Genomic DNA, 15932 nt, shown 5'->3' on the forward strand with positions numbered 1-15932 from the left:
AATCAGAATCTTCTTGTGAACCCTCATCCTTTGACCAAGATTGAAATAACTTTTCTGATTTTAATAGGATATTTCAGGTATTCTTGCTACATTGCGACACATGTTACATTTTTATTATCAATCAATAATAATATATAGTTATGAAAAAAATCACAAATTTATTGCTTATCTGTTCCAGTCTACTCTCGTGCAGCAATGAAGAAAAGATTCTAACATTCCCTGAGATGTGGGAATCCGGGAATCCAACCAAACAAAGTTTTGTATCCAAAAATACAGCTCAAGAAATCGCAAATATTTTCTTTGCCGATTTTCAGAACGGTAAACAAACAAAGAGCAGCAAATCCATAGGTTCGATTGAACTTATCAACAGCAATACAAATACCCCGCTTGCCTATGTTGTCAACTACGAAGAAGGCGGTTGGGCAATTATGAGTGCCACCAAAGACTACTACCCTATTCTGGCTTACTCAAACGAAAGCCAATTTGTCCTCGATACTACAGACATGAATGACGGTCTGAAAGTATGGCTTGACGAAACAATTCAAGCTATTGAGTCAAGTGAAAATCTTGATCCGCAAATCACTTCACGAATTGCGCTTGAATGGCTTAAGTACACCCCTCAAGTGGCAGAACTTCAACGATCAAACATACCTGGAGGTAACTCCACCGAAGCTATCATGTGTCGCAACCGACTCAAACAATTGAATGAAACTTATTATTCTGAGGGATGGTCATTTACCACTCTTTCATCCCAGTCAAACGTTAATCTGCCAAGTAAGGTTTACAGCACAGCCGATCAATGCGGATCTCCTTATGAATATACAATTGTAGGAATCAGAGATGTAAGCATTCACACCTCAATAGAACCATTAGTTGTAACACAATGGGATCAAGGTTCACCCTACAATGCATTATGTCCAAATCAAGCGCAGGCTGGCTGCGTAGCAATTGCGATGGCACAAATCATGAAATTTCATAGATTTCCAACATATTTCAATTGGAATGATATGCCAAATACAGGGGCAACATATGCAAATCAATTTTTAATTGCTGAAGTGGGAAAAGCAATCGATACTGATTATGGGGAAGATTCCTCTGGGGCAAAACCCAAAAACGCAGTTAAGCAGTTTGACAATTATGGATATAATGCCATATTAAAAGACCATAAACCAAGCGAGGTTGCATTTGAGATAAGAAATTTCAACAGGCCAGTATTTATGTGCGGAGATAGAAATTTAACAAAAGGGCATGCTTGGATATGTGATGGTCTAATAAGTAATTCTTCTGAATATGAATATTATGTAGAATATCTTTATAATGGTTCGTATGATAATTTCGGAGAAACTTTGCTTGATTTGCCTGGTGGTTTCGGTGGAATTTCCTATACAACTTTCCACATGAATTGGGGATGGGGAGGCCGTCATGACGGTTGGTACACAGGAGCTAACCCGACAAGTGATAAAGATTATAAATATCGCAGACAAAATATTTATGTAAGTCCCAAATAAAAACAACAATCTTCATGAAAACAACAAATTTATTATGCCTATTGACACTATTAGTCATGCTATTCAGTCGATGTAACCATGGTAACGACGCACCTCCTTATACATATCATCTTAAACTGCAATTCGAGGATAGCTCCGGCAAGAATTTAGTAAACGGGCTAAAGTATCAACAGGAAAGCGGCGGCTATTCGTTCCAAGTCACAGATGCGTATAAACTGCAAGTCTCATCAACCGATGTATCAGACCAAAAAGAAATACTCTATGTCGAGGTTGAGAACGACCAAGCTGAATACTTGTATTTTTCATACAGCACTTTCGATTATGTGGCATCTGCCATCACATGGAAATTAGTATGCCCACATATATTCGGGGATAACGAAGAACATATCATTACTTCTTATTGGAAAGAAGAAGACCACATGGCCTCTTGCTTAAAAATCAGCTGCGATGACAAGGATTTTCAATTTACACAAAAACAGGGATCAAATGCATATACGGTTCTTATAACCCTTACCAAATAAAGAAGGAAAGGGAATAACAAAAACTTTCCCGAAACCAAGCACAAAGTAAGTATCCATCAAAGAGAAACTAATCGTTCCACCCGTGTGAGCCGATCGGCTCACACGGGTGGAACGTACGGCTCACAAACGTGGAAAGTACGGCTCACAGCTGTGGGCCGATAAATAAGAATGCACTCGGCGACTAAAAAGAGCAGGCCGGAAGATTACTTTTCCAGTATATCCAGAACAGCTTCCCGCCAATCCTCCCCGTTTTCCGGCTGATAGGTATGAAAACCGAGCTCTTGCCCGACCTCTATATTCGATTTGGCATCGTCGACAAACAACGTTTCTGCCGGAATAAGCGGAGCATCTTCTATCATCCGATTGAAGATAGCGGCATCCGGCTTCGTCACCCCAACTTCATAGGAAGTGTACATTTTGTCGAAATAAGCGGATATCGGGCGACCGGCGGGAGTGAACGCCTCGCTCCTCGCCCACGACTGGACAATCGAGTTCGTATTGCTCAACAAATAAACCTTATACTTCTTACGAAGCTCCAGCAGGAAATCCAACTTATATTGAGGGACACCGGCGATAAAGCCCATCCAGGCATATTTGATTTCATCATAAGAAAGTTGCTTGCCGGTATGCTCGCGCAACTTCCGGCAGAAGGTATCGACATCGATCTTTCCATTTTCCACTTCCAGAAAAAAACCTTTCTGCTCGTATGGATCGAGCAACTGTTTTGCATCCTTCACTCCTATCTCTTCAAAACGGCTCATAGCCTGGTGATGATCCAGGTCGATCAAGACGCCTCCCAAGTCAAATACGATATTTCTGATTCTTTCCATATTCTTCTTTATGTTATACTCACAAACTTACATAAAAGTGTCCGAACAACCAAATAAAAAAAGTGAAGGCCGTATGCGGCAGGTGAAACTACCTCTACATACAGCCTTCACAGTAAATCGTTATTATACAGGCCTAAAGCAGGCTTGTGAATGTGAAATCATTCTATTCGAGTTTGTGGATAACCAGGCCGGAACGCAGTTTCGGTTCGAACCAGGTTGTCTTGGGAGGCATGATATTACCGGTATCGGCAATATCCATCAGTTGCTTCATGGTGACAGGATAAAGCGCCATCGCCACCTTCATCTCGCCACTGTCCACACGACGTTTCAATTCTCCCAGTCCACGGATACCGCCTACGAAATCAATACGTTTATCCGAACGGAGGTCTTTAATACCCAAGACTTCATCCAAAATGAGGTTGGAAGAGATCGTCACATCCAGGACACCGATCGGGTCGTTATCATCGTATGTCCCCGGCTTGGCAGTCAACGAATACCATTTTCCATCTAAATAGAGGGAGAAGTTATGCAAAGCTGCCGGTTTATAAATATCAGTACCTTTTTCTTCTACTATAAAATTCTTCCCTAACTTAGCCAGAAATTCTTCTTCCGACAGGCCGTTCAGATCTTTCACCACCCGGTTATAGTCGATAATGGTCAACTGGTTTGCAGGGAAACAGACTGCCATAAAATAGTTATATTCTTCATCACCTTTATGATCGGCGTTCTGTTTTGCCTTTTCCGCACCAACCAAGGCGGCGGCGGCAGAACGGTGATGGCCGTCGGCAATATACAAGGAAGGCATTTCGCCGAACAACTCCGTGATACGGGCAATATCGGCTGCCTCATCGATAATCCAGAACGTATGGCCGAAACCATCATCCTTCGCTACAAAGTCATACTCAGGATTGCGGGATGTATATTTAGCGACAATCTTGTCCAACTCCGCATTATCGGGATAGGCAAAGAAGACCGGTTCGATGTTGGCATTGTTCACCCTGACATGTTTCATACGATCTTCTTCCTTATCACGGCGTGTCAGCTCATGTTTCTTGATAACGCCATTCATATAATCGGGCACGTACGCACCGACAACCAGGCCGTACTGCGTCTTGCCGTTCATAGTCTGGGCATACACATAGTAACATTCTTCCTTATCCTGCACCAGCCAACCCTTTTCCTGGAACATCCGGAAATTGGCGGCAGCCTTCAAATAAACAGCCGGATCGTGTTCATCCGTCCCGACCGGGAAGTCGATCTCCGGCTTAATGATGTGATAAAGAGATTTATCGTTGCCTTTTGCTTCTTCACGCGCCTCCTCGGAATTTAATACATCGTATGGACGGGAAGCCACTTGTTCGATCAAATCCTTAGGAGGACGGATTCCTTTGAAAGGTTTAATAATAGCCATGATATTTATGATTTGTTTACTCTGAATTTTTCACATCCTTCTTTCAGGAAACCTTCGATCTGCTTGGCAGCGGCAATACCGGCATTGATATTGGCTTCGGCAGTCTGTGCCCCCATCTTTTTGGGAGTGGAGAAATAGCGGCCAGCAAACTTGGCTGCAAACTCTTCGTTGGCAGCAGGCATGATGTCGGTTACATATTTCAGGTCTGCACGTTCTTCCATCAACTTGATAAGTTCTGCTTCATTAATAACTTCCTTACGAGCCGTATTGACCAGCAAGCCGCCTTTCGGCATCTTGCCGACCAGAGCATAATTGATGGAGTTCTTTGTTTCGGCAGTTGCCGGGATATGCAAGGAAACGACATCGCAGGTAGCATAAAGCTCTTCCGGTGAAGCAACCGGTTTCACACCATCCGCCTCAATGGCCGAAGCCGGGCAGAAAGCGTCGAATGCATAGATTTCCATTCCGAAACCTTTCGCGATACGAGCCACATTACGCCCTACATTGCCATAGGCATGGATACCCAGTTTCTTTCCTTTCAGTTCCGTACCGGAAGTGCCGTTATAGAAGTTACGGACAGCCATTACCATCATACCGAAAGCCAATTCGGCAACGGCATTGGAGTTCTGCCCCGGTGTATTCATCACACAGACATTATGCGCTGTCGCAGCAGCCAGATCAACGTTATCGTAACCGGCTCCGGCACGTACCACGATCTTCAACTGTTTAGCGGCATCCAACACTTCGGCATCGATAATGTCACTACGGATAATGATGGCATCCACATCCTTGACGGCTTCCAGCAGTTTAGCCTTTTCACCGTATTTCTCCAACAGGACCAGTTCATCACCTGCACTTTCCACTACTTCGCGGATACCTTTCACTGCTATCGCAGCGAAAGGTTTATCTGTTGCTACTAATATCTTTGCCATAATCAATGCTGCTTTTCAAATTCTTTCATACATGCAACCAAAGCCTCAACGCTACTCTTAGGCATTGCGTTGTACAGAGAAGCACGGAAACCACCGACAGAACGGTGTCCCTTGATACCTACCATACCGGCAGCCGCAGCGAATTTGCTGAATTCGTCTTCCAGTTCCTTATATTCGTCATTCATCACGAAACAAACATTCATGATAGAACGGTCTTCCGTTGCAACTGTTCCTTTAAACAACTTGTTGCGATCGATTTCATCATACAGGATAGCTGCGTTTTCCAGGTCTTTCTTTTCCATAGCAGCAATACCGCCCTGTTCCTTATACCATTTCAATGTCTGCAGAGCTGCATAGATAGGCAGTACAGGAGGCGTGTTGAACATAGAGTCTTTCTTGATATGCGTGTTATAATTCAACATAGTAGGAATAGGACGGTCCACATGCCCCAATGCATCCTGACGCACAATAGCGAGTGTCACACCGGCAGGAGCCAGATTCTTCTGTGCACCGGCATAAATAATGTCATATTTGGAAATATCGATCGGACGGGAGAAGATATCGGAAGACATATCGCAAACCAAACGAACATTCATATCCGGATCTTTACGCATTTCGGTTCCGTAGATCGTATTGTTGGAGGTAAAATGGAAATAATCCGAATCTTCAGCTACCTTATAATCTTTAGGGATATAAGTATAGTTTGCATCTTTGGAGGAAGCAACCACATCTACTTCACCAAACAACTTGGCTTCCTTAATCGCATTAGATGCCCATGTACCTGTATCCAGATAAGAAGCTTTCTTATTCAACAGGTTATAAGGGACCATACAGAACTGCATGCTTGCACCGCCTCCCATAAAGACAACTTCATAACCGGCAGGAACATCCAGTAACTCTTTGATCAATGCACGTGCCTCATCATTCACAGCTACAAATTCTTTACTTCTGTGGGAGATTTCAAGAAGAGATAAACCCATACCGGCAAAACTTTCTACCGCAGCAGCCGTATTTTTAATTGTATACTCGCTCAAGATAGAGGGACCTGCATAAAAATTGTGCTTCTTCATACCAATGTCTTTTTAATGTTAAATATAATTCAAGTAACTAATTTTCCAAAAACAGGCGGCTAATGTACGAATTAAATCGAGAAATGAAAACTAAAAGCCGAAAAATATCAGCAAAACGTCGCAGCTACAGCCATTCCGTTTACATTTATCTTCCATTTTCCACTTTCAATTATCAATTATCAATTCCTAAAATCGTCCTCCCCACAAACGTCTCATTTGTTCAATAAGTTTGTGTTCGGATGGATTTTCCTGTCCTTTCCACAGCCGTTCATTCAAAACTTCCTTAGGAAGGAACTCTTGCTTGACAAAATGATTTTCATAATCGTGCGCATATTTGTAATCTTTTCCGTAATTCAACTCCGCCATCAATTTTGTCGGTGCATTCCGCAAATGAAGGGGAACAGGCAGGTTACCTGTACGATTCACTAACTCCAACGCATCGTTAATCGCCATATAAGCCGAATTACTTTTGGGACTGCATGCCAGATAAACGGTCGTTTCCGCCAAAATGATCCGTCCTTCCGGCCAGCCGATTTTCTTCAAGGCATCAAAACAAGCATTTGCCAGCAATAGAGCATTCGGATTCGCTAACCCGATATCTTCCGATGCTGAAATAACCAGACGGCGGGCTATGAATTCCGGGTCTTCGCCACCGGCAACCATACGCGCCAGCCAATAGATAGCGGCATCCGGATCACTTCCGCGAATGGATTTGATGAAAGCGGATATAATGTCATAATGCATCTCTCCTCCTTTATCATACGCCGCCGGATTTTCCTGCAAGCGCTCCACCACCTTTTCATCTGTTATTTCAATCTTTTCATTTCCTTCTTCTGCAGCTACTACAAGCTCCAGGATATTCAGCAGTTTCCGTGCATCGCCACCGGAATAACGCAACATGGCGTCCGTCTCGGTCAGCACGATATTCATATCCTTCAATACGATATCTTCCGTAACCGCCTTATTCAACAAGGTCAACAGATCCGCTTTCTCCAACGACTTCAAGACATATACCTGGCAACGGGAAAGCAACGGACGGATGACCTCGAACGAGGGATTCTCCGTCGTGGCACCGATCAAGGTTACCACACCTGTCTCTACTGCATTGAGCAGAGAGTCCTGCTGCGACTTGCTAAAGCGATGTATTTCGTCAATAAACAGGATCGGTGAAACGGTATTGAAAAAGCGGTTGCTTTTTGCCTTTTCTATTACCTCCCGCACATCTTTCACTCCTGAACTGATTGCGCTCAACGTATAAAACGGAGCTTCCAGTTTATTCGAAATAATCTGCGCCAGCGTAGTCTTTCCTACTCCCGGAGGTCCCCACAATATAAAAGAAGGGACTCGGCCCGCATCAATCATCTTTCTAAGGACAGCACCCGGACCTACCAGGTGTTTCTGCCCGATATAGTCGTCCAACGTTTTCGGACGTAATCTCTCTGCTAACGGTTGACTCATCATGCCAACAAAAGTCGCATATTTTATTTACTTTTCAAAGCATAAACACCGTAAAAATTCGAGCCTATTTTAATGTTTGACAACAGGAAAATATAATAAAAAGTAAGCACACATAGCAGCACACCTCTTTCGGCGGCATAAAAAGATAACATTTTGTCATATTTACAATTCTCGACGGCTAAATAAAATCATGAAAGATCAGGCCGTATCAAACCCCGTCCAATACAGCCTGTCCTCCTGCATCCATTGCTCTGTTTTATTTCAACGTGATATTTTCCAGATCCCGTATAACAGTCATATCCATAATATCACTATAGATTTCCGTTGTCCGTACGCTTTTATGCCCTAACAGCTTCTGGACTGTCGTGATATTCGCCCCATTATATAACAATAAGGTAGCATTGGTATGGCGGGCCATGTGGAAAGACAGCCTTTTATCTATTTCCGCCAGCCGGCAAATTCTTTTCAGCTGTTTATTCACGTTCGAGTTTGCCGAGACAGAGACTCCAAACAGCGTTCTTGAATAACGCTTTCGATAACGCTCATAGACAGCAAGGGCTTTCCCGTCGAACAACAGGAATAAAGGAAGCCTGACGTTGACATCCGTCTTGACCGATGAATAGACCAGCCATAACTTATCATCGATCAAATGGAAATTATCCGGCCGTATATTTACAATGTCGGAAAAACGAAGCCCGGTATAGCAGCTGAAGAGGAACATATCGAGTGTCCGTCTGAGCGTCCGTTGCAATTTAGGAGCGACTTTCTCCAGCCTATCCAATTCTTCCGGCGTCAGATGACCACGCTTGCTTTCCATATATTTAATCTTATACTTGCGAAAAGGATATTTCTGCAATTCAAACAAATCCTTATTAATCGCCAGGTTGACATATCTTTTCAGATGCTTCATATGCTTGGCAATCGTATTCCGGTGATACTTTTGCTCAAGAAGAAAACGTTCAAAATCACAAAGGAAATTAAAAGTGAGATCTTCAAAAGAGACTTGTGGCTGATACTGGCACAAAACCTGCAAAGTGGATAAGTGGTTTTTCAACGTGGAAAGTCTTAAATTACTATGCTCGATCTCATTTTTCATAAAAGAGACAAAAGAAGAAGAGACGGATTCAAAATCTCCCTTCTCTCTCAAATCCCTCAAAGAGAACGGACGTCCGCTCTGAACCATATCCAATTCGATCCGTTCCAAATAAGAAATATAATCCTCAATGTACTGATTGAGTTCATCCATGTTGGGATGATTCCTCACAGCCTTCTTCTTGCTATCCCACTGCGTGGGTTTAACATAGATTTTCGTTGAGAAATACTTCTTTTGCCTATTCAGGTAGGCCTCTACCTGAATCAAAGCCTTTCCTTCTGCATTCAACCGCTTCTTCCGATTGAACACCAGATTGTAAATAACTTTTTCCATGATATACATTATTTTCTGAATGAGAACACGAAGGAACAATAATAAGTTCTTTGTTCCGTATGAGACAAACTAAAAGTTTGTTATATTTCGTGTTTCAATAGAAGAAGAACTATCCTCAGAGCGATCCCGCAAAAGCCTGGACAGAGACAAAAAAAGAGACGTGTTCACAAAAACACGCCTCTTTATTCCTTTTCCGGATGTAAACTTTTTCCTTCTTGTTTTAATTATTTTATTCTATATCAGGAACAGGAGAAGGAACAGGTACGGCTTCATTATTGTCACTGTTAGACAAAGCCGGATTTGCCTGGATTTCTTTTTCCGGCAAACGCCACAATAAGATCGGATCTCCGGGTTGGATATTAAAGACGGATGATGCATTTGGATAACCAGCGCCACGACGATCAACGCCTTTGTTCAAACGCATAATATCAAACCAGCTCATACCTTCACCCCAAAGTTCAATACGGCGTTGATGATAGATTTCTTCTTGCATAGCTTCAGGTGTCGAAGCAGTACATGAATACTCCGGATCACGATAATCACGCAAGAAAGACTCAAGAGTCGTCTTAGCCCCGGCTACGTTTCCACTCATAGCCTCACCTTCAGCTTTGATCAAGTACATTTCTTCTATACGCATTAAAGGTATATCGCTTGCATTCGTAGAAGTTTCCAATTCGTCATTATATGGAGCAAACTTTACCTGTGTATAAGCACCATAATAATAATAGACCAGATCTTGTTCTTCTTCTGTCAGAATCGGAGAAACAGTATCTTCATTCAGCCACCATCCCTTACGAACATCTGTATCCGGAATTGAATTATACAAATTCTTATTAATCTGACGGCCGCCACTATACCAGCAATATCCATAGTTTAATGATCCCATGTGAGACGGGAAATTACAGATACCGGTCGTTACAACACGATCAGATTCCGCAACCTTGATTGCCCACATCCAAGAATTATCATCAGCAGTATTGAACGCCGGTCTTTTCATCTCATCAATAGAATAGGGTGTTGCAGATGATAGGTTGATCGCACTTTCCGCATCTTTTGCCGCATCAGCCCAATTCCCCATTGTTAAATTGATACGAGCACGCAAACCATAAGCCACAGTTATGTCAATGTAGCGTTTGTCTCTCCTCTTGATGGTTGAGTTTTCCAAATATTCGATTGCCTTATTGATGTCGTTCATAATCTGAGTATAAACTTCCTCGACCGTTGAACGGGCACAGCCTTCCGTTGAGGCAGTGGCAGCATTCTGTTCAGTAATGATAGGGACGCAAGGCGATGTTTTGTGAGTTCTATAGTTGAATTGGTAGTTTTGTGCCAATACCCAATAGTTAAATGCCCGGGTTGCCAATGCTTGTGCAAGATAGTTTTGCAAAGTCGGATCATCCGGATTTTCGCCAACCGAAGCTACGACATTGTTAGCAGCATAAATTTGGTTATACATCACTCCCCACATCATCCGGCATTCATAAGCTGTAAAAATACGGTCTTCATAAGTCAAGCTATTGCCCATCCAGTTATAACCGTTATCTTTACTTACAAAGTCTGCACCATTCGTATCCATGAACAGCATCAAGCCCGGATAGCCGATATCATTATGCCGTTCTGTTTCAGTAATGATAGAGCCATAAGAACTGAATTGTGTAAACACCGCATTGACACCGGCTTCAGCTTTGGAAGGATCGCTTTCTGCCACTTCTTCTTTCTGGTCGGATGTAATAATTTTATCTTCAGGATATGTGTCCAAATCTACACAACTGTTCAAGGCTAATGTAGAAAGAGCGCATACAGATAATATATATTTAGCTTTCATATATTTATAACTTTATTCGTTTATTAATTAGAATGTAACGCTAATACCTCCTGAAACTGTACGGATCGGAGTATAAAGTGCAGTTGTGGCGCTGGTATAACTCTGACGTGGATCAAGACCTTTGCGAGCAGAAAGCAATGCAACATTATCAGCAGCGAAATAAACACGCAGTCTGTCCACCAAGAATTTAGTCGTCAATGATTTAGGCAAAGTATAACCGATTGTGATATTGTTCAAAGAAAGATAGTTTGATTTCGTTAACCAACGATCTGACTGTGAACTTGCATATTTGTCTTCTGCATCCAGACGCGGAACATCGGTATTTTTGTTTGTTTCGGTCCATGCATTGTAAATATCTTTATGCCAGTTTGTTCCTGCATAGGTAGCGGCCCCTCCATGCATAAATCGTGCGTAACCAGAATCATAAATCTTACCGCCTAACTGATAAGACAGCTGAACAGAAGCGTCGAATCCATACAAGCTCAAAGAAGTCCCGAAACCACCATAAACAGTCGGCAACAAATCATCAGTCGCTTCTTTGTAGTTGACCGCACTTGAATAGTCTGAGGTCTTAATAGGATTTCCGTCTTTATCTTTCGCCCAATACAACGCCATACCGGTTTCAGGATCGACACCTGCATATTTGACCAGATACATACGATACATAGATTCTCCTTCTGTATAGATACGCGTATCGTTGATCAATTCGCCGTTCAAGTCCGGATGCAATTCAATAATTTCATTTTTAATGAATGATGCATTTAAATTGACATCCCAACTGATATCTTTATTTTTGATAATAGCATAGCTGAAATCTAATTCCAAACCAGAGTTACGCATAGCACCGACGTTCATAGGAATTTCCTGATAGCCAGAAATCGGTCCAACCGGTTTGTAATACAGCATATCACTGGATTGGCGCAAGAAATATTCGATACTACCATTGAAACGATTATTGAACATGCTAAAATCAAAACCCGTGTTGAAAGAGGTCGATGTTTCCCATGTCAAATCAGGATTTCCTTTATAATCCAATGCACCATCAGAAAAAATACCGTTGGCGCCAGTCATTTTGAACTGATCGATATAAGCATAATAATTACCAATCATATCATTACCCTGCTGCCCAAAAGAAGCTTTGAATTTTAATAAATCAATCCATTTCACATCTTCGAGGAAACTTTCTTTAGACAATATCCAGGCAGCACTTGCCGACCAGAAATTACCCCAACGGTGATCCGGATGGAATCGGGAAGAGCCGTCACGGCGGAAAGATGCACTTACATAATATGTGTTCTGATAATCATAGTTTACGCGAGCGATATAACCTTCTGTAGCGTATGAGTTTCCATATCCATATCCAATAAGTTGATCGATCGCATTATTAACATGGAAATTTTCAGGGTTATACAAGTTCTGTCCGGAAGCCTCCACAACCTCTTCATTCCATTTATATCCATCGTATCCGATCATTACATCGAGGTTATGATCATCGTTGAACGTCTTTTGATAAGTTGCAATATACTGTTGGTCGAATCCCCAAGTACGTGAATGTCCTTGATAGGCTGTACCTCCATAAGAAGCGCTCTGGCCCGAATAGGCATTACCCAACAAATTATACCGCTGGCTGTCCAAATTCATACCATAACGAGCGGTAACAGTCAATCCTTCTATAGGAGTAAAGTCAGCATACCAGTTAGCATTCACGATATCGTGCAGATATTCGTCTTTATTATAAATCAAGTCACCGGCAGGATTGGAAATAGCCATAAATGAACGAGAGAATTTAGTGCTTACCCCGTCACCGTAATCGTAAACTTTACGTCCGCCATTCATTTTAATAGAACCGTCCGCATTACGCACGTATAAAGGATAAACCGGAGCAATCATATTTGCCATCAAGAAAGCATTTCCTGAAGAAGCTGTTGCAGTCTGGTCTCCCGGATAGCGGCTGTTTGAATAAGTATAACTGAGGTTTGCACCAACTTTCAACCATTCTTTCACCTGATAATCACCTTTGGCACGGGTTGAATATCTTGTGAAGCCAGAGCCATCGATAATACCTTGATCATCCAAATAGCCAAAAGACACATAATAATTGGCTTTCTCTGAAGAACCGGAAACATTCAGATTATATTCCTGACGGCCTTTATTGCTGAATATTTCATTTGCCCAATTGTCCGGAGTATAATAATAGGAGCCATCCGTATATCCCAATTTGGCATTTGGATTCATTTTACCATCTAATCCGTATAAAGATTCTCCATCAGGAACAGTAAAGATTTGACAGCCTAAACCGCCTTTACTATTAATAGGCAGCCAAGTGTTGGCATAGCTATTTGATTTAGCTGCATCATACCCCAAATTATATATACCAGCATTATATAAAGCCTGATAAGCATGGTCCATATAATCCGTTACGTCTGTCATAACATCATAGTTTTTTATCATCCGGGAATTTACACCCCATTTAGCGTCGAAATTAATGGATGCCTTGCCACTTTTACCTTTTTTGGTTGTGATCATAATCACACCATTTGCACCACGTGCACCGTACAAAGCGGTCGAAGCTGCATCCTTCAATACGGTCATTGATTCAATATCCTGCGAGTTAATAGAAGAGATATCGCCATCATAAGGAATACCATCTACCACATATAGAGGATCGGATTTGGCATTTATAGAGCCTACACCACGGATTTTAACGGTTGCTGAGGTTCCCGGCTGTCCGTTCGCACTTTGAATTTGCACACCGGCAACAGCACCGGCTAATGCATTTGTAACATCTGAAACCTGGCGCTTTTCAATTTGTTCGGTCTTTACAACACCGGCTGATCCAGTAAAAGCGGCTTTTTTCGCAGTACCATACGCCACCACGACCACTTCGTCAATCATTTGGTTATCAGGTTCCAATACCAAACGAAGATTCGGTTTCACTCCGATTTCCTGGGCCTTCATACCCACGAAGGAAACTACCAGAGTCTTTGCAGAACTTGGTACGTTTGTAATATACTGATTGTTAGTGGATTAATTATTTATGTAGTCTAAGCTATTATCTATTTATAAGAAATAATACATCGAATATGATTTATGCACATGTATTTGATATACAGAATATTAATATATATACTCTAAATAATGGTTTTTTCAAAGATGATCGTAAATAGGACTATGGTTCTACCTTAATTACTGAGTATAATATGGATGATTTTTCATTTTGTCGGCAATCATACTACCGGATCATTCATCCGATATTCGCTTTCCGGTATCAGTAAAATCCCGATCATCGGCAATACGTCCGTAAACGAATGGTGCTTCCATAAAACAATCTTTTTATTATAAATAAACGTAGTGACAATAGTTGAATGCCATAAATATGAAACCGATTAATTTGAAATCAACTCATTTCAAATTAATCGGTTTCATGTATATTGCTTAAAAGAATGCGCTCCCGGATCAAGTCCGGGATTACAGGATAGTGAATTATGACACGACCCTTTTCATTCAGATTCTATTTTTTAGAAGTACCCTTCGTTCTGCTTGATATTAGGATTAACATCTATTTCAGCCTGTGGTATTGCCAAAATCGTGCGATAATCCTGATAACTCGGAGATATAAGATCGGTATTGTTCAGGAAGTGATATCCTCCCTTACGAGTCACCGTGATTCCCAAACGCATGATGTCATAAAAACGATGACCTTCCATTACCAATTCCTTACGTCTTTCTTTCAAGACCAATGCTTCGGTGGCAGTCACATCTGAAGCGGAAGGAATAGCACGTTTGATAATCGCATTCAAATATTTATTTGCACTTGCCTGATCTGCAGAAGATTTTTTTAATGCAGCCTCGGCAGCAATCAGATAAATATCGGACAGACGAATTACACGGATATTGTTTACAGCACTTTTGCCATTGATGCCCGGATATTTATTCATGTAAGTACGGCCTTCGACAGATGCCGCAGCCAACAAATTACGACGGATGTCATCCGGATTCTCATTGATAAGATCTTCAAATTCTTTCGTGTTGGAGACTGCCGCATATCCTTTAGGATCGACCACATATCCAAACATTTCACGATTACCAGCATCCAAGTCCGATATTTCCAGATCGAATACAGATTCCGAAGAATATCTTCCTGACCATGCCGCTACATAATCTTCTGTTTTCAGCAAAGAATACGGAGAATTGTTAATGACATCTTCAGCATAAGAAAAAGCCTTGTCCCAATCTCGTTTATATAGATTGACACGTGCCAGCAAACCTTTTACAGCCCAACTATTGAAACGTCCGTCTTTTACTTCTGTTCCGATATATTTCAAAGCTTCTTCCAAATCGTTGATGACCATTTCATATCCTTCTGCTACGGTTGAACGGCCGGGAAGATCGTCTGCGCCCAAAACTTCTTTTACCAATATGACGCCCGGAGTGGCTCCATTTTCTACAAAATAAGGCTTTCCGTATGTGATCAGGAGGTTAAAATGGCATAAAGCACGAAGAGCCAAAGCTTCTCCTTTTGCATTATTGAGTTCATCTCCGGCAGGAAGATCACCTGTTTCAATTGCGTTTAGCAATACATTGGCGCGATTAATGATCTTATACGGAAAACTCCACAGATCTTCCGGCGAGTTATTCTGACGATGCGTGAAACGGTAATAAGTATCTGTTCTTAAACCGCCGGAAGAAATTGTCTGCACATCTTCACCTCCGACTTCGGCACGTGAAACAAAGTCACAACCGTAATAGCTGTCGTCTTTTAAACTGTAGTATGTACCGTTCAATGCTGTTTCTACATCTTGCAAAGATGTGATAGCATCTGTACTGACCAATGAATCTGAAGGGAGAGTTTCCAGATATCCATCACAAGATGTAAATGTAACTGAAGCTATTGCAGCAGCAACAAATATAGATTTTATATTTAGTCTATTCATCATTGTTATTATTTATA

General features: G+C 41.8%; 11 protein-coding genes. 2 read left to right on the forward strand and 9 right to left on the reverse strand.

Translation table 11 applies throughout. The features are described 5' to 3' along the window. The first annotated feature begins 140 nt into the window (after nucleotides 1-140). Nucleotides 141-1508, forward strand: a complete 1368-nt coding sequence (locus ACW6QF_RS01060) for a C10 family peptidase (protein WP_456086495.1) — start codon at nucleotides 141-143, stop codon at nucleotides 1506-1508. 14 nt (nucleotides 1509-1522) lie between these two features. Then, entirely contained in the window at nucleotides 1523-2029 is a 507-nt protein-coding gene (locus ACW6QF_RS01065; RefSeq protein ID WP_298555123.1) for a hypothetical protein, read from the forward strand. Between the two features lie 203 nt (nucleotides 2030-2232). Here ACW6QF_RS01065 and ACW6QF_RS01070 read toward each other — a convergent pair whose 3' ends face one another. The 9 genes from ACW6QF_RS01070 to ACW6QF_RS01110 all read right to left on the reverse strand — a co-directional run bounded on the left by ACW6QF_RS01070 (nucleotide 2233) and on the right by ACW6QF_RS01110 (nucleotide 15918). After that, complete coding sequence (locus ACW6QF_RS01070; RefSeq protein ID WP_456086496.1) at nucleotides 2233-2859, reverse strand: HAD family hydrolase; 627 nt, start codon at nucleotides 2857-2859, stop codon at nucleotides 2233-2235. Nucleotides 2860-3022: 163 nt separating this feature from the next. Then, complete coding sequence (locus ACW6QF_RS01075; RefSeq protein ID WP_456086497.1) at nucleotides 3023-4270, reverse strand: DUF1015 domain-containing protein; 1248 nt, start codon at nucleotides 4268-4270, stop codon at nucleotides 3023-3025. A gap of 5 nt (nucleotides 4271-4275) precedes the next feature. Continuing rightward, entirely contained in the window at nucleotides 4276-5202 is a 927-nt protein-coding gene (locus tag ACW6QF_RS01080) for an NAD(P)-dependent oxidoreductase (RefSeq protein ID WP_456086498.1), read from the reverse strand. A gap of 2 nt (nucleotides 5203-5204) precedes the next feature. Further along, nucleotides 5205-6272 (reverse strand): 3-phosphoserine/phosphohydroxythreonine transaminase, encoded by a 1068-nt coding sequence (serC, locus tag ACW6QF_RS01085; RefSeq protein ID WP_298555135.1) that lies wholly within the window; start codon nucleotides 6270-6272, stop codon nucleotides 5205-5207. Between the two features lie 186 nt (nucleotides 6273-6458). Then, the gene (locus ACW6QF_RS01090; RefSeq protein WP_298555204.1) at nucleotides 6459-7730 is read right to left on the reverse strand and encodes a replication-associated recombination protein A; all 1272 of its coding nucleotides are present in this window, start codon (nucleotides 7728-7730) and stop codon (nucleotides 6459-6461) included. A 256-nt stretch (nucleotides 7731-7986) separates the two neighbouring features. Then, nucleotides 7987-9156, reverse strand: a complete 1170-nt coding sequence (locus tag ACW6QF_RS01095; protein ID WP_298555137.1) for a site-specific integrase — start codon at nucleotides 9154-9156, stop codon at nucleotides 7987-7989. A 229-nt stretch (nucleotides 9157-9385) separates the two neighbouring features. After that, nucleotides 9386-10981, reverse strand: a complete 1596-nt coding sequence (locus tag ACW6QF_RS01100; protein WP_298555139.1) for a RagB/SusD family nutrient uptake outer membrane protein — start codon at nucleotides 10979-10981, stop codon at nucleotides 9386-9388. A 27-nt stretch (nucleotides 10982-11008) separates the two neighbouring features. Further along, nucleotides 11009-13990: a SusC/RagA family TonB-linked outer membrane protein gene (locus tag ACW6QF_RS01105; RefSeq protein ID WP_456086597.1), complete on the reverse strand. Its 2982-nt coding sequence runs from the start codon at nucleotides 13988-13990 to the stop codon at nucleotides 11009-11011. A 509-nt stretch (nucleotides 13991-14499) separates the two neighbouring features. Continuing rightward, nucleotides 14500-15918 (reverse strand): RagB/SusD family nutrient uptake outer membrane protein, encoded by a 1419-nt coding sequence (locus ACW6QF_RS01110; protein ID WP_456086499.1) that lies wholly within the window; start codon nucleotides 15916-15918, stop codon nucleotides 14500-14502. Between the last annotated feature and the right edge of the window lie 14 nt (nucleotides 15919-15932).

The organism is Parabacteroides sp. (assembly GCF_977054455.1).

What these genes read in the sequence shown, in the direction of transcription:
- ACW6QF_RS01060 (WP_456086495.1), top strand. Translation starts at nt 141, where the DNA reads ATGAAAAAAATCACAAATTTATTGCTTATCTGTTCCAGTCTACTCTCG.
- ACW6QF_RS01075 (WP_456086497.1), bottom strand. Translation starts at nt 4,270, where the DNA reads ATGGCTATTATTAAACCTTTCAAAGGAATCCGTCCTCCTAAGGATTTG.
- ACW6QF_RS01090 (WP_298555204.1), bottom strand. Translation starts at nt 7,730, where the DNA reads ATGAGTCAACCGTTAGCAGAGAGATTACGTCCGAAAACGTTGGACGAC.
- ACW6QF_RS01065 (WP_298555123.1), top strand. Translation starts at nt 1,523, where the DNA reads ATGAAAACAACAAATTTATTATGCCTATTGACACTATTAGTCATGCTA.
- serC (WP_298555135.1), bottom strand. Translation starts at nt 6,272, where the DNA reads ATGAAGAAGCACAATTTTTATGCAGGTCCCTCTATCTTGAGCGAGTAT.
- ACW6QF_RS01080 (WP_456086498.1), bottom strand. Translation starts at nt 5,202, where the DNA reads ATGGCAAAGATATTAGTAGCAACAGATAAACCTTTCGCTGCGATAGCA.
- ACW6QF_RS01110 (WP_456086499.1), bottom strand. Translation starts at nt 15,918, where the DNA reads ATGATGAATAGACTAAATATAAAATCTATATTTGTTGCTGCTGCAATA.
- ACW6QF_RS01095 (WP_298555137.1), bottom strand. Translation starts at nt 9,156, where the DNA reads ATGGAAAAAGTTATTTACAATCTGGTGTTCAATCGGAAGAAGCGGTTG.
- ACW6QF_RS01070 (WP_456086496.1), bottom strand. Translation starts at nt 2,859, where the DNA reads ATGGAAAGAATCAGAAATATCGTATTTGACTTGGGAGGCGTCTTGATC.
- ACW6QF_RS01100 (WP_298555139.1), bottom strand. Translation starts at nt 10,981, where the DNA reads ATGAAAGCTAAATATATATTATCTGTATGCGCTCTTTCTACATTAGCC.